The organism is Actinomadura sp. NPDC047616 (assembly GCF_040642915.1).
GTDB classification, from domain to species: Bacteria; Actinomycetota; Actinomycetes; order Streptosporangiales; family Streptosporangiaceae; genus Spirillospora; species Spirillospora miaoliensis.
Window position 1 is genome coordinate 49,533 of sequence record NZ_JBEYTB010000007.1, and the last position, 21,164, is coordinate 70,696.

Here is a 21,164-nt window from a genome sequence, read left to right on the forward strand (position 1 = left end):
GTCCCCGGCGCGGATTCGGGGGGAACTCGGGAAACGCACGGAAAGCCATTCCGGAGAATTCGGCACGGTTCCGGGGCCTCCACCGAACCGCCAATTGATATTTGTTCGAGGGTGGCAGCGTGCCCATCATCAGCTCGCCGCAGGACTTCAATGTCGAGGATCTCTACGTGGACCTCCGGCCGGTGCTCGGCTGTCCCCTCTACCTCAAGTGCGAGGGCTTCAATTTCGCCGGGTCGGTCAAGCTGAAGGCGGCCGCGCAGATGATCGACGCGGCGGAGCGGGACGGCTCGCTGACCCCCGACTCGATCCTGGTGGAGTCGTCCTCGGGCAACCTGGGCGTGGCGCTGAGCATCATCGCCGCCGCCCGCGGCCGGCGGTTCGTCTGCGTCACCGACCCGCGCTGCAACCCCGCCACCATGCGGCTCATGCGGGCCCTCGGCGCCGAGGTCCGGATCGTCTCCCGCACCGACGCGGCCGGCGGCTACCTGGAGAGCCGCATCTCCTACGTGCGGGAGCTGTGCGCGTCCGACGACCGCTACCTGTGGCTCAACCAGTACGCCAACCCCAACAACTGGCTGGCGCACTACCACGGCACCGCGCCCGCCATCGACCGCGGCTTCCCCGGCCTGGAAGTGCTGTTCGTCGGCGCGGGCACCACCGGCACCCTCATGGGCTGCGCCCGCTACTTCCGCGAACGGCGGCGCCCGGTCACGATCGTGGCGGTGGACGCGGTCGGCTCGGTCACCTTCGGCGGCGTCCCCGAGCGGCGGCTCGTCCCCGGCCTGGGCACCAGCAGCCGCCCCGCGCTGGTCGACGAGTCCTACGTCGACGACGTCGTGCACGTCGCCGAGTCCGCCACCATCCGCACCGTGCACCGGCTGTCGGCGCACGGCTTCCTGTTCGGCGGCTCCACCGGCACCGTGGTGTCGGGCGCCGAACGGTGGCTGGCCGCCAAGTACCCCGGAGCCGACCCGGTCGCCGTCGCGATCGCGCCCGACCTGGGCGAACGCTACCTGGACTCGCTGTACGAGGAACGCTGGCTGCGCCGCCACTTCCCCGACCTGGTGCCGGACCTGTTCCCCGGCACCGCGCCCGGCCCGCCCGCCGACGCGCCGGCCGAGGCGACCGCCGACGACGCGGCCCGGGACCTCACCGCCGTCACCGACCTCACCGACCCGCGACGGAGCCGCACATGAACCAGCCCCCCTCCTTCGCCGTGATCCCCGGCGACCAGGTGCAGGACGCTCTCAGCGGCCGCGAGCAACGGGTCATCGAGACCGTCGAGGCCGCCTACCGGCGGCACGGCGAGGGCGGCACGGTCAACCCCGACTCCTACTTCCTGCGCTTCCCCGACCGGCCGTCCGCGCGGATCATCGCGCTGCCCGCCTCGCTCGGCGACGTGCACGGCATCAAGTGGATCTCCAGCTTCCCGGAGAACGTCGCGGCCGGGCTGCCCCGCGCGTCCGCCGTGCTGATCCTCAACGACGCCGAGACCGGCTACCCGTTCGCCTGCCTGGAGAGCTCGATCATCAGCGCGGCCCGCACCGCCGCGTCCGCCGCCCTGGCCGCGGCCCGGCTCGCCGACGCGCGCGGCGCCCGCCCCCGCCGCGCCGGGTTCGTCGGCGCCGGGCTGATCGCCCGCTACGTCCACACCTACCTGCGCGCCGCCGGGTTCGTCTTCGACGAGGTCGGCGTGCACGACCTGTCCGCCGCGCACGCCGCGGGCTTCCGCGGCTACCTGCGGCGCGCGGGCGAGACCGCCGTCACCGTCCACGACAAGGCCGAGGACCTCATCCGCTCCTGCGACCTGGTGGTCTTCGCGACCGTGGCGGGCGAGCCGCACGTCACCGACCCCGGCTGGTTCGCGCACGCGCCGCTGGTGCTGCACATCTCGCTGCGCGACCTGTCCCCCGAGATCATCCTGGCCTCCTGGAACGTCCTGGACGACGTCGACCACTGCCTGAAGGCCGGCACCTCCCCGCACCTGACCGAACAGCTCGTCGGGCACCGCGGCTTCGTCGCCGGGACGCTCCACGACGTGCTGACCGGCGCCCTCGTCCCGCCCGCCGACCGGCCCGTGATCTTCTCCCCGTTCGGCCTGGGCGTCCTCGACCTGGCCGTGGCGCTGCACGTCTACGAGCACGTCGCCGCCGCGGGCGGGCTGCACACCGTCCCCGGCTTCTTCCACGAACTCGACCGCTACGGCTGAATCGCCCGCCTCCCTGCGGGCATGGGTCGGGCATGAGGGAACAACGCGGCGACGTCCAGGAACTGACCGACTTCGAGCTGACGGTGTACGAGGCGGTCGCCGAGATCGACACGGACGGCGGCACCGCCGACCTCGCCACGCTGAACCGCCAGATCGACCGCCCCGAGGAGGACATCCGCGCGGCACTGGCTCACCTGCTGGCCGTGGGCCATCTGCGTTCGAGCGGCGCGGGCTTCGTCCTCGGCTCGCACGACTGGTCCCCGTGAACCGCCCCTGATCAGGAGTGGCCGCTGATGGGATGCGGCCGGTAGGGGGCCTCCAGGCGGGCCTTCTCGTCGTCGGTGAGCGTCACCTCGGCCGCGGCGATCGCCTCGGTCAGATGGGTCTCCTTGCTCGCGCCGATGATCGGCGACACGACCCCGGGCCGGTCGAGCAGCCACGCGAGGGCGACCTGCGCCATCGACACGCCCCGCTCGCCGGCGACCGCCCGCACCGCGTCCACGATGTCGAAGTCGCCCTCGTCGGTGTAGAGGCTCTCGGCGTACCGGTCGGTACGGGACCGCAGCGTGTGGCGGCTGCCGCCGCGGTCGCGGGTGCCCGCCAGCAGGCCGCGGGCCAGCGGGCTCCACGGCGTGACGCCCACCCCCTGGTCGAGGCACAGCGGGATCATCTCCCGCTCCTCCTCGCGGTAGACCAGGTTGTAGTGGTTCTGCATGGACACGAACCGTGTCCAGCCGTTGAGCTGTGCGACGTGCTGGGCCTTGGCGAACTGCCAGGCGAACATGCTGGACGCGCCGATGTAGCGGGCCTTGCCCGCCCGCACCACGTCGTGGAGCGCCTCCATCGTCTCCTCGATGGGCGTCTCGTAGTCCCAGCGGTGGATGATGTAGAGGTCCACGAAGTCGGTGCCGAGCCGTCGCAGCGACGCGTCGATCCCGTCCATGATGTGCTTGCGCGACAGGCCCCGGTCGTTGGGCCCGGACCCCATCGGGTTGTAGACCTTGGTGGCGAGCACGTAGTCGTCGCGGCGGGCGAAGTACTCGCGCAGCAGCCGCCCGGTGATCTCCTCGCTGGTGCCCTCGTTGTACATGTCGGCGGTGTCGAAGAAGTTGACGCCCGCCTCGACCGCCGCCCGCACGATCGGCGCCGCCGCGGCCTCGTCCACCGCCCAGGCCCGCGACTCGCTCGCGCCGAAGGTCATCATGCCCAGGCAGATCCGCGACACCTTGAGCCCGCTGCCGCCCAGCCGCACGTACTCCATCACACCGCCCTCGCGTAGATCTCGTCCAAGATCCTACGCGCGGCCGTCAGAACAGCTCGGAGGTGTCCAGCTCGAAGTCGAACGGCTCCGGCAACGCGATCGGCTTGCCAAAGGGGACCCACACGACCCTGTGGTAGTCGTCGTCCTCGGGCTCGCTGAACAGCGTGACCCTCTGCTTCTCCCGGTCCACCAGCAGGTACAGCGGAATCCCGGCCCGCGCGTAGCAGTGCCGCTTGGCCACCCGATCCGGTCCGGGTCGCGAGGAGGTCACCTCTACCACCATGTCGATCCCCTCGGCAGGCGACCATGATTCGTCGTCGTTGTAGAGGTCGGCCTCTTCACGGACGAACGTGCCGTCCGGGATGACGTGATTCTTCGGGCATCGGCCGCCGCTCGGAGTGACGAGGCCCTTGTTGCCCCAGAAGTCGAACCGTGTATCGCTCTTCTCGACGACCTGCCGGACCAGCTTCCAGATGTTCTTGTCATGCCCGCCGCCGGGGGGTGGTGTCACGACGATCTCTCCGTCGATCAGCTCTGCTCGGAAACCCTCGGGAGTTTGGAGGGCGAGGAATCCTTCGAGGAGGGTGTCCTCCTGCGCCTGTGGTTCATGAGCCATGACGGTCATGCCCTGCTCCCTTCCTCGTTGCCGAGATCGCAGTAGCAGAGCGCCACCTTCCGTGTGCGAATCGTAGTGACCAACCCTTCGTTTCCAGCCTACGGGTTGGGGGTGGTGCGCGTCTGCGGTCGTGCGGCAGGATGTACTACCAAGCGGGCGTTTGGTTGGGAGGTCCGGGGATGGGGCTGGCCGGCACCGAGGAGCAGCGGGAGCTGCGGGAGACGCTGCGGCGGTTCTTCACCGACAAGTCGCCGAGCGCGCAGGTGCGGCGGCTGATGGCGACCGACGAGGGGTACGACCCGAAGGTCTGGGCGCAGATGGCCGAGCAGGTGGGGCTGCAGGGCCTGGCGATCCCCGAGGAGTACGGCGGGGCCGGGTTCGGGATGCGGGAGCTGGCCGTCGTCATGGAGGAGATGGGGCGGGCGCTGGTGTGCGCGCCGTTCCTGTCCTCGGTGGTGCTGGCCGGGTACGCGCTGCTCGACGCCGGGGACGAGGACGCCGCCCGCGAGCTGCTGCCGGGCATCGCCGACGGGAGCACGCTCGCCACGCTGGCGTGGATGGAGGACGAGCGGTGGGACGTCCGGCACGTGGAGATGGCCGCCCGGCCCGCTCCGGACGGCTGGGTGCTCGACGGCGTCAAGACCTACGTGCTGGACGGCCATGTCGCCGACCTGATCCTGGTGGTGGCGCGTCAGGAGGAGCGGCTCGCGCTGTTCGCGGTGCGCGGCTGCGCGGACGGGCTCACCCGGGCGCCCCTGACCACGCTCGACCAGACACGGAAGATGGCGCGCCTGGAATTCCACGGCGTGAGGGCCCGGCCGGTCGGGGTCCACGGCCCGCGCGTCATGGACATGGCGGCGGTGGCGCTGGCGGCCGAGCAGCTCGGCGGCGCGCAGCGGGCGCTGGAGATGACGGTCGAGTACGTCAAGGTGCGCCGCCAGTTCGGCAGGCCGATCGGGAGCTTCCAGGCGGTCAAGCACCGGTGCGCGGACATGTTCGTGCTGGTGGAGTCGGCACGGTCGGCGGTGATGCACGCCGCGGACGCGGCCGACGGCGACCCGGACGAGCTGCCCGCCGCCGCCGCGCTGGCCAAGGCGTACTGCTCGGAGGCGTTCTTCCACGTCGCCGCCGAGGCCGTCCAGCTCCACGGCGGCATCGGCTTCACCTGGGAGCACGACGCGCACCTGTACTTCAAGCGGGCGAAGTCCTCGCAGGAGCTGTTCGGGTCCCCGGCGGCGTATCGGGCCCGGCTGGCCGGGCTCGCCGGGATCACGGATGCAGCGACAGGCCCTTGAGCATCTTGTCCAGGGGGTTCTTCGGCCCGTACAGGGCCAGCCCGACCAGCGGCATCTCCTCGGCGGTGACGGCGCGGACGGTGGCGCGGTTGTCGGCGTCGTGCCCGGTCTTGAACATGTCCTCGATGTAGACGGCCATGCTCGTCTCGCGGGCCAGGGCGCGGGCGTGGACGCGGGCGAGGTCCTCGGCGGTGCCCGCGTAGACCAGCACGGGCTGGCGGAACGTCGGCAGGTAGCGGTCGCCCGAGGCGTTCTCGTAGGGCTCGCCGATCAGGTCGGGGTGCCCGGCGGCGACCGCGCCGGCCAGGAACGCGGTGACGTTCAGCCGCTGCCAGGCGGCCAGGTCGTCCCGCACCACGATGGCGATCTTGGTGTCGAAGCGCATGCGGGCCATGCTGGCCGGGGGCGTCGCCGGCCGTCTTGTACGCTCGTGCGCGTGACCGGCGAGTGGACCCGCTACTGGCGCGCCGGGGACCGGCCCCTGGAGGCCATGCACGCCCGCTTCGAACGGCACTCCTACCACCGACACAGCCACGAGACGTACTCCTTCGGCGTCACCGAGGAGGGGCAGCAGGCGTTCCGGTGCCGGGGCGCGGCGCACACCAGCGCGGCCGGGATGGTCATGGCCTTCAACCCCGACGACCCGCACGACGGCGGGCCCGCCGACCGGATCGGGTTCACCTACCGGATCGTCCATCTGGGTCCCGAGCTGGTCGGCGACGTGCTCGCCGACATCGCCGGGCGCCCGGCCGGGCTCCCGTTGTTCGCCTCTCCCGTGGTGGAGGATCCGCTGCTGGCGCACGACCTGCGGGCCCTGCACCGCGCGCTTCTCGGCGACGCGTCGCGGCTGCGGCGGGACGAGCTGCTGACCTCGGCCGTGGCGTCGATGGTGCGCCGCGCCGCCGTCCGCCCTGGCCGCGTGTCCGCGCCCACGCTGCGGCGAGGGGACGCGCGGGTGGTCGAACGGGCCCGGGCACGGCTGCACGACGGGTTCCTGGACGACCTCTCCGCCGACGAGCTCGCCCGCGAGGCCGGATGCAGCCGGTTCGCGCTGTACCGGGCGTTCCGGCGGGCGTACGGGATGGGCCCCAGCGACTACCAGCGTCAGCTGCGCCTGCGCGCCGCCCGCCGCCGCATCGCCCGCGGCGAGCCGATCGCCGAGGCCGCCGCGCGCACCGGCTTCGCCGACCAGAGCCACCTGACCCGCTGGTTCGTGCGTTGCTACGGCGTCACCCCCGCCGCGTATCGCCGCGCCGTCCGGTGATGCGGCGATTACGGCAGAATGCCCGGCGAGGCAACGGTGAGGAGGGGTCGTGGCGGGACGGGCCAGTGGCAGCATCTTCGGGCTGGCGTACGGGGACGCTCTGGGCAAGCCGACGGAGTTCCTCGACATGCGGCGGATCGAACGGCAGTACGGGCCCGGCGGGCCGCGTGAGCCGGAGGGCGACCCGGCGCTGGTCACCGACGACACGCAGATGGGCCTCGCGGTGGGCGAGGGGCTGCTCGACGCGCTGGGAAACCCGCCGTTCACACCCGATCTGATCACGCCGATCTGGCGGCGCAGGTTCATCGACTGGGCGCGCAGCCCCGACAACAACCGGGCCCCGGGCAACACCTGCCTGCGCGCCATCGCGGGGCTGGCCGAGGGGCGTCCGTGGGCGGAGGCGACGATCCGCGACTCCAAGGGCTGCGGCGCGAACATGCGCGTCACGCCGGTGGGGCTGGCCCCGGGGCTGACGGACGAGCAGCGGTCGGGGGCGGCGCAGCTTCAGGCGGCGCTCACCCACGGCCATCCCACGGGGCTGGCGGCCAGCGAGCTGACGGCGTACGCGGTGTGGTGGCTGCGGGAGGGCCTGGTGACCCCCGAGGAGCTGCCCCGGGCGTTGCGCGAACGCTGCCACGCGCAGCGCACCACGTACCACGAGCGGTGGCTGGGCGAGCTGTGGCAGCGGCCCGGCGTGGACACCCCGCAGGAGTTCATCGCGCGGGGCTGGGACGAATGCCTGGCGGCGCTCGACCGCCTGGACGCGGCCCTCGCCGTGGCCGACCGCGGCGCCGACCCGTGCGAGGCGACCGGCGGCGGCTGGATCGCCGAGGAGGCGCTGGCCACGGCGCTGCTGTGCTTCCTGCTGTTCCCGGACGACCCGGTGGCCGCGATCCGGCGCGGCGCGGCCAGCTCGGGCGACTCCGACTCGATCGCGTGCCTGGCGGGGGCGTTCGCGGGCGCTCACCTGGGCATGGACGCCTGGCCCGCCGAATGGGCGGCGCGGATCGAGTACGCCGACCGGCTGGCGCGTCTCGGCCGGGCGTGGGACTGAGCTACCCGGAGGCGGACCAGCCGCTCCAGGCGTCGATCGTGACGGCGATGACGGGCCCCTCGGGCGGGCGGTCGCGGTACTGGGCGTAGCGGTCGCGGAGCAGGGCGATCGGTTCGGCCATCCCCGCGTCGTCCTCGATGACGCGGGCGTGGCCGTCCGCGCGCACCCACCACAGGCGCTCCCAGTCGTCGTCGTAGTGGTCGGCCAGCAGCGACACGTGCGGGTTGGCGCGGATGTTGGCCAGGCGGCGCAGGTCGCGGGACCGCTTGGGCTTGTGGTCGACGGCGGTGTAGAGGACGCCCCGGCGCACGGCGAAGGTCACCGGCACCAGGTGCGGGCGGCCGTGCTCGTCCACGGTGGCCAGCCGGACGACCGGGACCGAGGTGAGCCGCCCCCAGGCGGCGTCCTGCGTTAGCCTGGGCATACTCGCAGCCTGTCACGGATGCCGCCCGCGGCCCAGGGGCGGCCTCCCGGGGGCGGTCGCGGGCGCGGGTCAGTCGCGGAAGTCCGGGGGGCGGTTCTCCCTGCGGGCCTGGACGGCCTCCTCGAAGTTGCGCGTGGTGAGGCGGACGAACAGCTGGGCGAGGCCCTCGTGGTCCATGTGGGCGTGCAGACTGGCGGCGTCCAGGGACGACCACAGCATCCGCTTGGTCAGCTCGACGCCGGGGCGGCTGAACCCGGCGACGCGTTCGGCCAGCTCGTAGCAGGCGTCCAGCAGCTTGTCGCCGGGGACGGTGCGCGAGACCAGGCCGATGCGGTCGGCCTCGGCGGCGTCCACGTCCCGGCCGGACAGCATGATCTCGAACGCGCGGGACGCGCCGATCGCGCGCGGCAGCAGGTAGCTCAGGCCGAGCTCGCTCGCGGTGAGCCCGTTGTTGATCCCGGCGGCGCGGAACGTGGCGGTGTCGGCGGCGATCCGGACGTCGGCGGCCAGGGCCAGGCACATGCCGCCGCCGATCGCCGGGCCGTTGACCGCGGCGATCACCGGCTGGTGCAGGCCGCGCAGCGTGCGCACGACCTCGTCGAGCAGTTCCATCGAGCGCAGCGCGATGGTGGGGACGGTGAGCCCGTCGATGCCCGGGACGCGGCCCGGCGACTCCAGGTCGGCGCCGGAGCAGAAGCCGCGGCCCGCGCCGGTCACGACCACGACGCGCACGTCGTTGTCGGCGCCGACCTCGCGCAGGGCGTCCCGGAAGGGCACCATCACGTCGAAGGCCATCGCGTTCATCCGCTCGGGCCGGTTGAGGGTGAGCAGCGCGACGTGCGGGCGGGGCTTGTCGATCAGGACGAAGGGCATCGGCGGGCCATCCTCTCCGCAAGTGACCTAGCAAGCGCTAGGTTACAAGCCGGGCGGCGTCACGCCTCCCGGCGCGGGTACTCCGGCGGGCGCAGGCCGCGCTCGGTGACCTTGGCCAGCTCCTCCTCGGTCAGAATGCGCGGCTCGCCGATCATCTTGGCCCGCACGTACACGCCGCACAGCCACTCCAGCAGCCGGGCGTTCTCGTACGCCTCGTCCAGGTCGCCGCCCAGGGTGACGCCGCCGTGGTTGCCCATCAGCGCGGCCCGCCGGCCGCCCTCCAGGGCCTTGCGCACGTTGGCGGCCAGCTCGGGCGTGCCGTAGGTGGCGTACTCGGCGACCCGCACCACCCCGCCGAGCAGCAGCGTCGTGTAGTGGATGGCGGGCAGCTCGGTCATGGTGGTGGCGACCACGGCCCCGTAGGTGGAGTGGGTGTGCACGACCGCCGAGGCGTCGGACTCCTCGTAGATCGCCAGGTGCATGGGCGTCTCGGAGGACGGCGCCCGCTCCCCCTCCACCAGGTGGCCCGAGACGTCCAGCACCGGGCAGTCCTCCGGCGTCATCCGGTCGAGCATCATCCCGCCGGGGGTGACCGCCACCAGGTCGCCGGCGCGCACGCTGATGTTGCCGGAGGACCCGGTCACCAGCCCGGTCTCGGCCAGCTGCCGGCCGATCCGGCACACCTCGGCGCGTTCGTCCGCGAGCAACATTCGAATCTCCTTCACATTTACTGGCTGCCACGCCGTACGCTACGGCTTTGCCGATTCGAAGGAGGGCCGGTCAAGCTCGCTGTCAACGCCCCGGGGGCCCGTCGGCACCGGGCCCGGCGCCATGCCGGGCATCGGTTCCGTCCTGACACCCGGACGGCCGGTCCGGACGGCTAGATGCGGCGGGCGTGGTCCTTCCAGTACGGGTCGCGCAGCACGCGCTTGTAGAGCTTGCCGGTCGGGGTGCGGGGCATGGCGTCGACGAAGTCGACCGAGCGGGGCGCCTTGTATCCGGCGAGCGCGGCGCGGCAGTGCGCGACCAGCTCGCCGGCCAGCGCGCCGGACGGCGCGAAGCCGTCGGCCAGCTCCACGGCGGCCTTGACCTGCTCGCCGAACTCCTCGTCCGGCACCCCGAACACCGCCACGTCGCGCACGGCCGGATGGGTGATCAGCACGCCCTCGATCTCGGCCGGGTAGATGTTGACCCCGCCGCTGATGATCATGTCGATGGCGCGGTCGGCCAGGTAGAGGTAGCCGTCCTCGTCCAGGTAGCCGATGTCGCCGGTGGTGAACAGGCCGTCCGGGCGGTGGATGGAGCGCGTCTTGTCCCGGTCGCCCCAGTACTCCACGTCGTCGCCGCTGGTGTAGCGGAACCACAGCGTGCCCGGCTCGCGGGGCGCGGCGGGCGTGCCGTCCTCCCGCAGCACCCGCACCTCGGTGGTGGGCAGCGGGCGGCCCACGCTGCCCGGCCGCTCCAGCCACTCCGCCGAGCTGATCACCGAGTTCACCGACGCCTCGGTCGAGCCGTAGTACTCGTACACGATCGGCCCCAGCCAGTCGATCATGCGGCGCTTGACCTCCGGGGAGCAGGGCGCGGCGCCGTGCCACACGGCCCGCAGGCTGGATCCGTCGAACGCGGCGCGGGCGGCCTCGTCCAGGCGCAGCAGCCGGACGAACTGGGTCGGCACCAGGTGCACGTTGGTGATCGCGTGCTCGTCGATCAGCCGCAGCGTCTCGGCCGCGTCGAAGCTCCGCCGCATCACCACCGGACGGCCGCGCAGCAGGAAGATGTGCGAGAACAGCCACTGCGCGGAGTGGTAGACGGGCCCGACCAGCAGCGAGCGGCCGCCCTCGGGAATCCGCAGGATCTCGGCGAAAACGTCGCCGATGAGCACGGCGGTGTCCAGCGGGGCCCCGGCGGTGACGAGCTTGCGGGTGACGCCCTTGGGCCGTCCGGTGGTGCCCGAGGTGTACATCATCGGGTAGCCCATGACCTGGTCGGCGGGTTCCCCGTCCGGCCCGCCGGCCAGGAACTCCTCGTACGGCGCGAACCCGCGGACGGCGCCGCCGACCGCGACGCGGGCGGCCAGGTCCAGGCCGTCGGCGGCCTCGGCGGCGACGTCGCCGAACGCGGCCTCGGAGAACAGCGCCCTCGACCCCGAGTCGGTGAGCACGTAGCGCAGCTCGTCGGCCGTCCAGTGCCAGTTGACCAGCACGTAGCGCAGGCCGATGTGCCCGGCGGCGCACATCAGCTCGAAGTACTCGCGGCGGTTGCCCGAGTGGACGGCGATCGTGTCGCCGGCGCGCAGCCCCAGGCCGCGCAGCGCGCCCGCGAGGCGGTCGGCGCGGGCGTTCAGCTCACCCCAGGACGTGACGCCCCGCTCGTCGGTCAGCGCGGCCTGGTCGGGACGGGATTCGGCGAAGGGACGCAGCAGCTCGGCCATGGCGACCTCCCGGCGGCTGGACAACGGCTCCAGAACCGGACTCTAGTCCTCCATGTGACCGCCGTCACGCGGCCGAGCGGACGAGCGGACGAGCGGGGCGGCCGGCAGGGGAACGGCCCGGTGATGCGACCGCGCCGCCGCATCATCGGGCCGTTCGGGAAACTTAGACGCCGCCGGTATCCCGGTGGTTTCTTACCCGTTAAGAAGTACGCACCAAATCGGGGCCCTTCGTCCCGGTCCCCCGGCCGCCGAGCACCGCCTCGGCCGCGCCCACGAGCTGCGCGAGCCGGGACACCTCGGTGCGGTGGAACGGCGGGGCGCCCGTCCGCGCCACCACCAGCACCCACGCGCCGTCCTCCGGCCCGCCGATCGGGCAGATCGCGAACTGGGTGCCGTCGGGGGCGGTGAAGGCGCGCGGCCGCAGCGGCGCCAGGTCCGGCAGGTCCGGCTCCGGCGCGGCGCCCAGGCTGCAGTGCACCAGCGCGTGCCCGTCCGGGCCGCCCTCGGCCAGCCCCGCCCAGTCGGCGCTGAGCAGGCCCGGCACGGCGTCGGCCAACGTGAGCGGCCCGCGCTCGGGCGCGGACGCCAGCTGCCCGATCAGCGCCGCGTCCGGATAGGCGCCCTGCGGCTCGACGGTCTGCCAGACGCCGACCGGCTGCACGCCCGGCACCGACCCCAGCCCGTCGAGCAGCCGCTCGAAGCCCGCTCCCGCGGGCCACACGACGGTGAAGTCGTCCAGGGCCCGCCCGCCGTCGCGTTCCAGGACGGCCATCTGCACCACGTCGGCGCCCGCGGCCCCCAGCATCCGTGCCACCCTGCCCAGCGAGCCGGGACGATCCGGCAGCCGGACGCGAATCCGCAGCAACATGGCCCACCTCCTGTGCTCCAACAGTCCGGTTCAGGTTGCGGGAGCCGCGTTTCGGATCTGTTACCGCCGCGTGTCGAAGCCGACAAACAGCCGCAGGTAGGGCAAACCTACGACGGGGCGGGTCAACGAAAAGTCCCGGGAAGGTCAACGGCGGACCTACCCTCGTCCCCGGCGGCCCGTTAGGGTTACTGCACGTGTCGAGCGCTCCGGGTCGTCGAGTAAACGAGGTCTCCGAGGAGGCCGCCGCGCGCCCGCCCGCCGAGACCGATGATCTCGACGCCGTCACCGACGGTGACGCGGTCGCCGGGATCCGCGACGCGCTGGCCGCCCTGGCCGCGCGGCTCGACCGCGAGCACGAGCGGGCCGCGCACCGCGAGGCCGTGATCGACCGCCTGCACGAGGAGAACGAGCGGCTGCGGCGCGGCGAGCTCCAGACGGCGCTCGAACCGCTGCGCGCCGCGCTCTACCGGCTGCACGACCAGGCCCGCCGCGAGGCCCGCCGGTGGTCCGAGCCCGACCCGCCCGAGCCCGCGCACGCCGCCGCGCTGCTGGCGGCGGTGGCCGACGAGATCGCCGACGCGCTGGCCCGGTCGGGCGTGGAGCGCTACACCGTCGAGCCCGGCGAGCCGTTCGACGCGGTGCGGCACCGCCCGGTCGCGGTCGAGCGCGTCACCGACCCGGCGCTGGCGGGCACCGTGCTGTGGGCGCGCTCGGACGGGTTCGAGCAGGGCGGACGGGTGGTGCGCAAGGCCGAGGTCTGCGTCGCCAAGCCCGCCGGCCCCGCCGAGGGCCCGGCCACCGACCCGTCCGCGGACCGCACCGCGGACCACACCGTCGACCACACCGCCGACGCCGCCGCCGACCCGGCGCCGGACGCGGCAACGGCCGCCGGCACCGCCACGGGGCCGGATCCGGCCGCCGGAACTGATCCAACGAGTGGGCAAAGTCACCCGCGCGAGGCCGGGAGGAGCGAGACGATGTCGTCAACCGCATCGGCAACGCCGCCCTCCGCGTCTAGCGCCCGCCGCGCCACCGTGAGCGGCGTGCCCGGACCAGGTAGCGATAGGTGAAGAGGACATGGCCGTCTACGGGATCGACCTGGGAACCACGTACTCCTGCATCGCCTGCATCGACGACGTGGGGCGACCCACGGTCCTGCGCAACCTGGAGGGCACCGACACCACGCCGTCGGTGGTGTACTTCGAGAGCGGCGACAACGTGATCGTCGGCGCCACCGCCAAGGACACCGCGGTGCTCGAACCGGAGAACGTGGTCAGCCTGGTCAAGCGGGACATGGGCCGCGACGTGACGCGCTCCATCCACGGGTTCGACTACACCCCGGAGGAGCTGAGCGCGTTCATCCTGCTCAAGCTGGCCACCGACGCGCGCACCAGCACCGGCGAGGAGGCGCGCGACGTGGTGATCACGGTGCCCGCCTACTTCGGCGCGGCCGAGCGCGACGCCACCCGCAAGGCCGGGCGGATCGCCGGGCTGAACGTCATCGACATCGTGTCCGAGCCGATCGCCGCGGCCGTCACCTACGGGGTGCTCAACCCCGACGCCGACCGCACCATCCTGGTGTACGACCTGGGCGGCGGCACGTTCGACACCACCGTGATCGCGCTGCGCGGCGGGCACATCGAGGTGGTGTGCACCGACGGCGACCACGAGCTCGGCGGCGCCGACTGGGACGCGCGGCTGGTGGAGTACCTGGCCGAGCGGTTCCGCGCCGAGCACCCGGACGCGGGCGACCCGCTGGACGACCGGCAGACCGAGCAGCAGCTGCGCCGCGACGCCGAGGACGCCAAGAAGGCGCTGAGCGCCCGCACCTCCCACACCGTCCGGGTGATGCACGACGGGCGGGTCGCCGCGATCGAGGTGACCCGGGAGAAGCTGGAGGAGCTCACCAAGGACCTGCTCGACCGCACCATCGAGATCACCGGGCGGACGCTGGCCACCGCCGCCGACAAGGGCGTGCGCGACTACGACGACCTGGTGCTGGTGGGCGGCTCCACCAAGATGCCGATCGTGGCGGCGCGGCTGGAGACCGAGCTGGGCCTGACGCCCCGGCTGCAGGACCCCGACCTGGCGGTGGCCAAGGGCGCCGCGCTGTACGCGTTCGAGGAGACCTACCGGCGGCTGGTCGCCGAGGGCGCGGCCGACCGCGCCGAGGAGATGGCCAACCGCGCGGGCCTGACCACCGAGCAGCGGCAGCAGATCGCCGGGCGGCAGATCAGGACGGTCGCCTCGCACGCGTTCGGGATCGTGGTGGTGGACCGCGAGACCGGCGCCGAGCACGTGGCGCACCTGGTGCACGCCAACGACGAGCTGCCCGCGGCCAAGACCGAGGACTTCTTCACCGTCCACGACGACCAGGCCGCCGCCGACATCCGGGTGATGGAGCAGGCGGGCAGCGTGGAGTCGGCCGAGGTCGCCGACAACAACGAGATCGCCACCGGGGAGGTGCGCATCCCGCCGGGCAAGAAGGCGGGCTGGCCGGTGGAGGTGACGTTCGCGCTGGACTCCTCCGGGCTGCTCAACGTGACGGCGGTGGAGAAGGAGACCGGCGACACGCTGGAGCTGAAGATCGACGTGGGCGGCATGTCCGAGGAGGAGGTCGAGAAGTCCCGCCGCGCCCTGTCGCGGGTGCAGGTGAGCTGACGCCCGGGAGGGGAGACGCCCTGCGGTGGGCTTCGACGAGGATTACCAGCGTGAGGTGCTGGAGCCCGCCCGCGCGGCCGGCGACCAGCCACCGGAGGATCTGCGGCTGCGCTACGCCCTGCCCGACCGGCTGGAGCCGGAGGCGGTGGCGGCGCGGGTCAGGCTGGTGCGGCAGTGCTGGCGGCGTTCGCGCGGCCAGCTGAAGTACCGCCGCCTGGTCGACCGGCTGGAGGCCGAGCACCGCGAGCTGGCCCCGGTGTTCGCGGCGGCCGAGCGCGGCGACCTGCGTCCGCTGACCGAGCGGCTGCGCGGTGGGCGCGAGCGCACCCGGCGGCGCCGGACGCAGGCGCGGGCCCGGCTGGCCGACGCGGCGGGCGCGCCGCGGATGGTGACGCCCGCCGAGCTGGAGAGCATCGCCCGCACCTGCGGGGTGCCGCGCGACGAGCTGGCCGGGCAGGCCCGCGACGACCGCATCGAGGTCCGCGAGCCCGACCCGCTGCCGTCCGCGCCGCCGTACGCGGCGTACCGCAAGGTGCGCGAGTCGCTGGACGTGCTGGGCCGGCGTCATCTGGCCGACTTCGTGTTCGGCGGGAACCTGGCCGGTCCGATGCGGGTGCTGGGCGGGTTCTCGGCCCCGGCGTCGCGGGGCGGCGTGCTGCGGCTGGACGAGGAGGCCGTGGCGGCGGTGTCGGCGCGGTGGGCGCGGCGCGGCCGCGACTCCAGCACCGTGCACGCCGACACGATCACGGCGGCGCTGCGGTCCGGCGCCGACCCCGACGAGCTGGTGCTGTACGACGTGACGGACCGGCTGCGCGAGCGGCTGCGGCAGCGCGCGTCCGAACGGGCGCTGCTGCGGTACGCGATCGAGGACCTGGGGGTCGAGCCGGAGGACGCGCGGCGGCTGGTGTTCGCGGTGGTGCGCGAGAGCGGCCCGGGCGGCGGCCTGGCGGGCCGGTTGCGGGCGCTGCTGGACGCGGGCGAGGTGTACGCCGCCGCCCAGCTCGCGGGCGGCGCCGCCGCGTCCGCCGACGACGGGCCGTCGGAGGAGGCCGCGCTGCTGGCCGCCGAGGCGCGGCAGCGGCTGGACGCGGCGGTGCGGCTGCGCGAAGAAGCCGCCGGCGAGGCCGACCCCGACCGGGCCTGGCGGCTGCTGGCCGACGCGCTGCGGCTGGTCGCCGACCTGCCGGAGGCGGCCGAGCTGCAGCGGCGGCTGGCGCCGCGTCCGGTGCCGTCGCTGCGCGCCGACGTGGAGGACACGGTCGTGCGGCTGTCGTGGCCGCCGTCGCCGTCCACGGCGGGCGAGGTGACGTACCGGGTGGTGCGGCGCCGTGACCGTCCGCCGCTCGACGCCGCCGACGGTGAGGTCCTGGCGGGCACGCGCGACGAGCAGCCGCCGGTGAACGTGCCGCTGTTCTACGGGGTGGTCGCGGTGCGGGGTGAGGCCGCCGCCGAACCCGCCGTGGCGGGGCCGGTGTTCGTGCGTCCGGAGCTGTCGGAGGTGGAGCTGCTGCCCGCCGACGGCGCGGTGACGGGCCGCTGGCGGTGCCCGGCCGAGGCCGCGCGGGTGCTGGTCATGCGCGGCGGGCGCCTGGTGCCGGCGGGCCGCGACGGGTTCCGCGAACGGGTGCCCAACGGCAAGACGTACCACTACCGCGTCTGCGCGGTGTACCTGGACGCCCACGGCCGCGAGGTGGTCACGCCGGGGGTGCGGGTGTCGGTGACGCCGAGCGCGCCGCCCGACCCGGTGTACGAGATGAGCGTCGAGCCCGACCCGCACGACCCCGGGGTGCTGCAGGTGCGGTTCGAGCCGCCGCGGTACGGGACGGTGGAGCTGCTGCTGCTGGACGAGCCGCCGCCGTGGCCGCGCAGCGCGCTGCTGCCCGTGGAGGAGGTGCGGCGCGCGGGGCGCCGCCTGTCGGCGGTGCCGGCGCCGGGCGGCGGGCTGACCGTGCGGCCGGGCGTGGGCGGCTGGCTGCTGGCGGTGACCGTCGCGGAGGGCAGGGCCGTGGTCGGCGCGCACCACCGGCACGTCAACCTTCCGCCGCCGCTCCGCCTGGTCGCCGAGCGGCGCGGGGCGCGCGTGCACCTGGGGTTCGACTGGCCGCCGGACGTGCCGGAGGTGCGGGTGACGTGCCGTGTCGGCGCGGAGGCGATCGCGGCGGGCCGCGGCGACCCGGAGGCGGGCGTGCACGAGATCGTCACACGGGCCGCCTACGACGCGCAGGGCGGGCTGCGCGTGGCGGTGCCGGAGGACCAGCCGGTGGAGGTGGCGGTGGCGTCCGCCTGCTCGGTCGGCGACACCCGCGTCACGGGGCCGGCGGTGAGCGTCGAGGTGCGGGCGCGCACGGTGGTGCGCTACCAGGTGGAGCGGACGGGCCCGCCGTGGCGGCGCGCGCTGACCGTCCGGCTGTCGGCGTCGCAGCCCATGCGGATCGCGCGGCTGACGCTCGTCCTGCGCGCCGGGCGGGTGATGCCGCACCGGCGGGACGACGGGGAGCCGATCGGCGCGTGGACGGAGGTGCCGGTGCCGGGAGAGGTGTCGGTGCCGGCGCCGTCGGCGTCCGGGCCCTATTGGGTGCGGTGTTTCACCGATGATGATGTCATCGAGTTGACCGACCCCCCGGTCCGCCAACTCCACGTCCACCGATAGCTCCGCCGACCGTACCGCCAGGAGGAGGCCGTGTCGCTGACGTCGCGGGTCCCGATTCCGGGTGCGCGCGCCCGGCAGGGCCTGACGTGCCCGTACTGTTTCGCCGTCGTTCCGCTGCAGGACGTGCGTTTCCGCTGCCGTGGGCGCGCGGGGCGGCGGCCCGGGTGCGAGCCCGTCCTGGACGAGACGCTCGCCGAGTACCTGGGGTCCACGGCCGGCGCGTCGCTGCCGCCGGTGTTCTCCGCGACGGGGCGGCGTACGCGCGCCGCGTGCCCCGGTTGCGGGCAGGCGACGGGCAACCGTGTCTGCCCCGAGTGCCACAACCCGTTGCCGTCGGCGTACTGCGACTCCCCCGGTCGCATCGTCGCGTTGGTCGGCGCCAAGAACGCGGGGAAGAGCACCTACATCGCGGTGCTGCTGCACGAGCTGATGAACCGGGTCGGCACCGAGCTGGACGCGTCCCTGGTGGCCTGCGACGACCGCACCATCGACCGGTACAAGCGCGACTTCGCCCGGCCGCTGCTGGAGGAACGGCGGCTGCTGCCCACCACCACCAGCGCGGCCACCAGTGCGCGTGAGCCGCTGGTGTACCTGCTGACGCGCACCCGTACGCGCCGGGGCCGTGGCCCGCGGCTGGGCGGGGGGCGGCGTACCGAGTCCCTGGCGCTGGTGCTGTTCGACACCGCCGGTGAGGATCTGCGCAGCCGCCAGGTCACCGATCTGCATCTGCGCTACCTGGAGGCGGCCGACGCCATCATCTTCCTGGTGGACCCGCTGGAGCTGCCCGGGGCGCGCGCCTCGGTGGCCGCGGTGCCCCCGGGGCCGGGCACCGGCGACGACCCCGACAGCGAACCGATCAACATCATCGCGCGGGTGACCGACGCGCTGCGGGCGCGGCACGGCACCCCGCCCGGGCGGCGGCTGCCCGTCCCGGTGGCGGTGGCGCTCACCAAGATCGACGCGTTGCGTCCGGGGCTGCTGCGGCAGTCGGCGCTGCACCGCACGCGCGGCGGCGAGGGGGCGCTCGACCTGGACGACCGGGAGGCGGTGGACGCCCAGGTCCGCGCGTTGCTGCACGAATGGCACGCCGGGCAGCTGGACGTGTACCTGGACCAGCAGTACGCCGACTACGCGCTGTTCGGGGTGTCGGCGCTGGGGGGCATGCCGGAGGACGGCAGGGTCGGTCCCGGCGGCGTGCGGCCGTACCGGGCCGAGGATCCGCTGCTGTGGCTGCTGTACCGGTTCGGCATGCTCGACGGCGTGCGTCCGCAGCCGGCCGGCCTGGATTCGGGGGGATGAGGGCGCATGGCCTGGCAGATGCACTACACATCGGCGCGGAGCGGCCCGACCGGCCGGGCCGGGTTCCAGTTCGTGGCCGAGACGCCCGGTGTTCCGGAGGGGGTGCGCGCGCAGGTGACGCCGTTCCTGTCCTACCGGCCGCCGCCGGACGCGCCGCTGTCGCCCGACGACGGGGAGCTGGCGCGTTTTCCCGTGGCGTTCCTGTACGACCGGGTGGGCGGACGGCCGTTGCTGCTGCGATGCCGGTACCTGGGGCAGGACTACTCGGGCCGCTTCGGCAACTTCTTCGCGCACGCGGTGGTGGCCGACCCCGAGGAGATGGAGGGGGTGCGCGCGGCCGAACTGTGGCAGGCGCCGTTGTGGGCGGACGCCCCGTCGGACGCGCACGAACTCGCGCCCCTGGATGACCTGACGCCGGGCTCGGCGATGGCCCCCGAGGCGTTGGCGGAGTGGTTGGCGAGCGCGCCGGGCGACCCGTACGCGCTGCTGACCCGCCTGGTGGACGCGGTCACGGCCGTGCTCGCTCAGGGGCACGGGCGGGTGGTGCTGGTCGCCTCCGACGTCGAGCTGACGGCCCGGTGGATCGCGGTGCTGTCGTACTCGCTTCCCATGGCGGCGGCCGCGCGCATGTCGTTCGTGACCTACAGCGCCGATCCGGACGGCGCGGCACAACGTCTCGTGGGCACGACCCCGGACGTGTGGGCGGCCGCCCAGCACCAGGGCTCGCCGCAATGGTTCCCCGTCGAGCAGCCCGTCGACCAGGCTCCGCCGGGCGGCGGCGAGGAGAGCCGGTTCGCGCGTACGGTGGCGCGCTGCTGGCGTGAGTTCGACTTCGCGGGCCTGGACGCGCTCGGCGAGCTGGCCCTGCTCGACTCGTCCTCGGACCTCGACCCGGGCGGTCTCGAACGAGCCGCGGGGCTGCTGGCGCTGTGCCGGGGCGACTCGACCGTGGCGCCCGCCGACGAGAAGGCCGCGGCGGCGCTGCTGGCGCGGCACGGCACCGCGATCCCCGACTGGGTGTGGCGCGACCTGGTGGCCGGTGTGCCCGCGATGGGGTTCGACCTGGCCCTGACCATCCACGACTGGGCGCGTGCGGCGGGCGCCGCCGACGTGGCCGCGCGGTGCGTCCGGCGTGCCCTGGCCTCCGCCCCCGACCTGACCGAGGTGGCGCGGATGGCCTCCGTCGCGGCCCGCGCGGGCACGGAGCTCGACCTGGCCGAGCTGGGCACGGCGGCGGCGGACCGCGCGCGGGGCGGCGCCGCCGACGTCCCGGCGGCGCTCAGGACGTGCCCGCCGCACGCGCTGGAGCCGCTGCTGTCGGGAACGCTGCGGGGCCTCGCGGCGGCGGACGACACCGTCCGGGCGAAGGTGCTCACGGACGCGGCGTGCGACGTGCTGTACGAGCACAGCGCCGTGCTCAGGAGCGCGCCGTCCCAGATCGTCGCCCTGGTGCTGGCGTCGATCGGGCGCCGCCACCGCGACCGCCGCGTCGCCGTGACCGGCAGGCTCGTCCGGCTGGGCCCGGCCGACGCCGCGTTGCGGGAGATCTGGGAGACGCCGCCGACGCCCTCGGAGTGCCTGGAACTGCTCGACGCCCACCCCGAGGCGGTCGCCGCGTACGCGCCGCTGGCCGTCCTGCCGTGCCGCGTGTTCGCGCGGGCCGCCGCCGGCGATGCGGCCACCGGGGGTGACGCGCTGACCGCGACGGGGACGCTGCGGCTGGCGGCGGCGGTGCGGGTCTCGCTGCCCGACGGCCGCGCCGCGCACGACGCCGCCCTGGTGCAGGCCTACGCCGAGGCCGTCACGTCCCCTCGGCCGCGCGTCGTCGCGCAGGCGCTCGAGACGCTGATGGGCGGTTCCGGCGGCGGCTCGCGCCTGGCCGAGGACGCGTTCACCGCGGCCGCGCGGAGGCTGGCGAACCACCGTCCCCGGTTCCGTGCCGCGCTGCTGGCCGCCGCGCCCGTCCCCGTGCGGGCGCGGCTGGGCGCGCGCTGGACGGCCGACCTGCCCGACCGGTCCCGCACGGGGCGGTCCCCGCTGCGCGGCGCCGAGATCGCCCAACGCAACGAGCTGGTCGAGGTGGTGCTGCGGCTGCGGCGGCGCGGGGTGCCCGAACCGGGGCTGGAGGCGTGGGCGCGGGCGGCGGCCGCCAAGTGGATCTCCGGTCGCCAGCTGGAGGCGTACCTGGCGGCCGAGCCGGAGCTGCGTGCCGTGCTGCGCGACCTGCTCGGCGAGGGACGCGCGGGGGGCGGGTGAGCC

At 74.2% G+C, this 21,164-nt stretch carries 19 protein-coding genes; 11 read left to right on the forward strand and 8 right to left on the reverse strand.

Annotated features, from left to right (window positions below; translation table 11 throughout):
- Window positions 1–119 precede the first annotated feature (119 nt).
- Genes sbnA through ABZ801_RS18100 form a run of 3 tightly spaced genes read left to right on the forward strand, consistent with a single transcriptional unit; the run spans window position 120 to window position 2,475 of the window.
- Complete coding sequence (gene sbnA / locus ABZ801_RS18090; protein WP_360698958.1) at window positions 120–1,196, forward strand: 2,3-diaminopropionate biosynthesis protein SbnA; 1,077 nt, start codon at window positions 120–122, stop codon at window positions 1,194–1,196.
- Entirely contained in the window at window positions 1,193–2,209 is a 1,017-nt protein-coding gene (gene sbnB / locus ABZ801_RS18095) for a 2,3-diaminopropionate biosynthesis protein SbnB (RefSeq protein ID WP_360698960.1), read from the forward strand. The genes sbnA and sbnB overlap by 4 nt, the downstream gene beginning before the upstream one ends.
- Window positions 2,210–2,241: 32 nt before the next feature.
- On the forward strand, window positions 2,242–2,475 hold the full coding sequence (locus ABZ801_RS18100) for a hypothetical protein (protein WP_344940897.1): 234 nt from the start codon (window positions 2,242–2,244) through the stop codon (window positions 2,473–2,475).
- A gap of 11 nt (window positions 2,476–2,486) precedes the next feature.
- Here ABZ801_RS18100 and ABZ801_RS18105 read toward each other — a convergent pair whose 3' ends face one another.
- Together ABZ801_RS18105 and ABZ801_RS18110 are read right to left on the reverse strand one after the other, a co-directional pair.
- Window positions 2,487–3,470, reverse strand: coding sequence for an aldo/keto reductase (locus tag ABZ801_RS18105; protein WP_360698962.1), 984 nt, complete (start codon window positions 3,468–3,470; stop codon window positions 2,487–2,489).
- Between the two features lie 46 nt (window positions 3,471–3,516).
- Entirely contained in the window at window positions 3,517–4,095 is a 579-nt protein-coding gene (locus ABZ801_RS18110) for a Uma2 family endonuclease (RefSeq protein ID WP_360698965.1), read from the reverse strand.
- 170 nt (window positions 4,096–4,265) lie between these two features.
- On the opposite strand from ABZ801_RS18110, the gene ABZ801_RS18115 reads away from it, so the two are divergent.
- Entirely contained in the window at window positions 4,266–5,381 is a 1,116-nt protein-coding gene (locus tag ABZ801_RS18115; protein ID WP_360698967.1) for an acyl-CoA dehydrogenase family protein, read from the forward strand.
- Here ABZ801_RS18115 and ABZ801_RS18120 read toward each other — a convergent pair.
- The gene (locus ABZ801_RS18120; protein WP_360698969.1) at window positions 5,356–5,766 is read right to left on the reverse strand and encodes a DUF2000 domain-containing protein; all 411 of its coding nucleotides are present in this window, start codon (window positions 5,764–5,766) and stop codon (window positions 5,356–5,358) included. The two genes, ABZ801_RS18115 and ABZ801_RS18120, sit on opposite strands and share 26 nt — an antisense overlap.
- Before the next feature lie 51 nt (window positions 5,767–5,817).
- Here ABZ801_RS18120 and ABZ801_RS18125 point away from each other — a divergent pair, with 51 nt between their 5' ends.
- Complete coding sequence (locus ABZ801_RS18125; RefSeq protein ID WP_360698971.1) at window positions 5,818–6,645, forward strand: AraC family transcriptional regulator; 828 nt, start codon at window positions 5,818–5,820, stop codon at window positions 6,643–6,645.
- Window positions 6,646–6,694: 49 nt separating this feature from the next.
- Window positions 6,695–7,699, forward strand: coding sequence for an ADP-ribosylglycohydrolase family protein (locus tag ABZ801_RS18130; protein ID WP_360698973.1), 1,005 nt, complete (start codon window positions 6,695–6,697; stop codon window positions 7,697–7,699).
- A gap of 1 nt (window position 7,700) precedes the next feature.
- On the opposite strand, the gene ABZ801_RS18135 is transcribed toward ABZ801_RS18130, so the two are convergent.
- From ABZ801_RS18135 to ABZ801_RS18155, 5 genes are all read right to left on the reverse strand, one after another.
- Window positions 7,701–8,123 carry a TIGR03668 family PPOX class F420-dependent oxidoreductase gene (locus ABZ801_RS18135; RefSeq protein ID WP_360698975.1) on the reverse strand — a complete coding sequence of 141 codons (423 nt, stop codon included), beginning with the start codon at window positions 8,121–8,123 and terminating at the stop codon, window positions 7,701–7,703.
- Window positions 8,124–8,192: 69 nt separating this feature from the next.
- Complete coding sequence (locus ABZ801_RS18140; protein WP_360698977.1) at window positions 8,193–8,996, reverse strand: enoyl-CoA hydratase; 804 nt, start codon at window positions 8,994–8,996, stop codon at window positions 8,193–8,195.
- Between the two features lie 59 nt (window positions 8,997–9,055).
- Complete coding sequence (locus ABZ801_RS18145; RefSeq protein ID WP_344940923.1) at window positions 9,056–9,706, reverse strand: class II aldolase/adducin family protein; 651 nt, start codon at window positions 9,704–9,706, stop codon at window positions 9,056–9,058.
- A gap of 170 nt (window positions 9,707–9,876) precedes the next feature.
- The gene (locus tag ABZ801_RS18150) at window positions 9,877–11,427 is read right to left on the reverse strand and encodes an AMP-binding protein (protein WP_360698979.1); all 1,551 of its coding nucleotides are present in this window, start codon (window positions 11,425–11,427) and stop codon (window positions 9,877–9,879) included.
- A 199-nt stretch (window positions 11,428–11,626) separates the two neighbouring features.
- Window positions 11,627–12,295 (reverse strand): ACT domain-containing protein, encoded by a 669-nt coding sequence (locus tag ABZ801_RS18155; protein ID WP_344940929.1) that lies wholly within the window; start codon window positions 12,293–12,295, stop codon window positions 11,627–11,629.
- A gap of 194 nt (window positions 12,296–12,489) precedes the next feature.
- On the opposite strand from ABZ801_RS18155, the gene grpE reads away from it, so the two are divergent.
- The 5 genes from grpE to ABZ801_RS18180 are packed head-to-tail and all read left to right on the forward strand — an operon-like array spanning window position 12,490 to window position 21,161.
- A complete protein-coding gene (grpE, locus tag ABZ801_RS18160; RefSeq protein WP_360698982.1) occupies window positions 12,490–13,365 on the forward strand; it encodes a nucleotide exchange factor GrpE in 876 nt (291 codons plus the stop codon).
- 7 nt (window positions 13,366–13,372) lie between these two features.
- Window positions 13,373–14,956, forward strand: a complete 1,584-nt coding sequence (locus ABZ801_RS18165; protein WP_344940934.1) for an Hsp70 family protein — start codon at window positions 13,373–13,375, stop codon at window positions 14,954–14,956.
- A 25-nt stretch (window positions 14,957–14,981) separates the two neighbouring features.
- The gene (locus tag ABZ801_RS18170) at window positions 14,982–17,606 is read left to right on the forward strand and encodes a hypothetical protein (protein ID WP_360698985.1); all 2,625 of its coding nucleotides are present in this window, start codon (window positions 14,982–14,984) and stop codon (window positions 17,604–17,606) included.
- Between the two features lie 30 nt (window positions 17,607–17,636).
- Window positions 17,637–18,905 carry a hypothetical protein gene (locus ABZ801_RS18175; protein ID WP_360698987.1) on the forward strand — a complete coding sequence of 423 codons (1,269 nt, stop codon included), beginning with the start codon at window positions 17,637–17,639 and terminating at the stop codon, window positions 18,903–18,905.
- A 6-nt stretch (window positions 18,906–18,911) separates the two neighbouring features.
- Window positions 18,912–21,161: a hypothetical protein gene (locus ABZ801_RS18180; protein ID WP_360698989.1), complete on the forward strand. Its 2,250-nt coding sequence runs from the start codon at window positions 18,912–18,914 to the stop codon at window positions 21,159–21,161.
- Window positions 21,162–21,164 lie beyond the last annotated feature (3 nt).

Excerpts from the sequence above, each read along its gene's own strand:
- sbnB (WP_360698960.1), top strand. The coding sequence starts at position 1,193 with ATGAACCAGCCCCCCTCCTTCGCCGTGATCCCCGGCGACCAGGTGCAG.
- ABZ801_RS18100 (WP_344940897.1), top strand. The coding sequence starts at position 2,242 with ATGAGGGAACAACGCGGCGACGTCCAGGAACTGACCGACTTCGAGCTG.
- ABZ801_RS18105 (WP_360698962.1), bottom strand. The coding sequence starts at position 3,470 with ATGGAGTACGTGCGGCTGGGCGGCAGCGGGCTCAAGGTGTCGCGGATC.
- ABZ801_RS18110 (WP_360698965.1), bottom strand. The coding sequence starts at position 4,095 with ATGACCGTCATGGCTCATGAACCACAGGCGCAGGAGGACACCCTCCTC.
- ABZ801_RS18115 (WP_360698967.1), top strand. The coding sequence starts at position 4,266 with ATGGGGCTGGCCGGCACCGAGGAGCAGCGGGAGCTGCGGGAGACGCTG.
- ABZ801_RS18120 (WP_360698969.1), bottom strand. The coding sequence starts at position 5,766 with ATGCGCTTCGACACCAAGATCGCCATCGTGGTGCGGGACGACCTGGCC.
- ABZ801_RS18135 (WP_360698975.1), bottom strand. The coding sequence starts at position 8,123 with ATGCCCAGGCTAACGCAGGACGCCGCCTGGGGGCGGCTCACCTCGGTC.
- ABZ801_RS18140 (WP_360698977.1), bottom strand. The coding sequence starts at position 8,996 with ATGCCCTTCGTCCTGATCGACAAGCCCCGCCCGCACGTCGCGCTGCTC.
- ABZ801_RS18145 (WP_344940923.1), bottom strand. The coding sequence starts at position 9,706 with ATGTTGCTCGCGGACGAACGCGCCGAGGTGTGCCGGATCGGCCGGCAG.
- ABZ801_RS18150 (WP_360698979.1), bottom strand. The coding sequence starts at position 11,427 with ATGGCCGAGCTGCTGCGTCCCTTCGCCGAATCCCGTCCCGACCAGGCC.
- ABZ801_RS18155 (WP_344940929.1), bottom strand. The coding sequence starts at position 12,295 with ATGTTGCTGCGGATTCGCGTCCGGCTGCCGGATCGTCCCGGCTCGCTG.
- ABZ801_RS18165 (WP_344940934.1), top strand. The coding sequence starts at position 13,373 with ATGGCCGTCTACGGGATCGACCTGGGAACCACGTACTCCTGCATCGCC.
- ABZ801_RS18180 (WP_360698989.1), top strand. The coding sequence starts at position 18,912 with ATGGCCTGGCAGATGCACTACACATCGGCGCGGAGCGGCCCGACCGGC.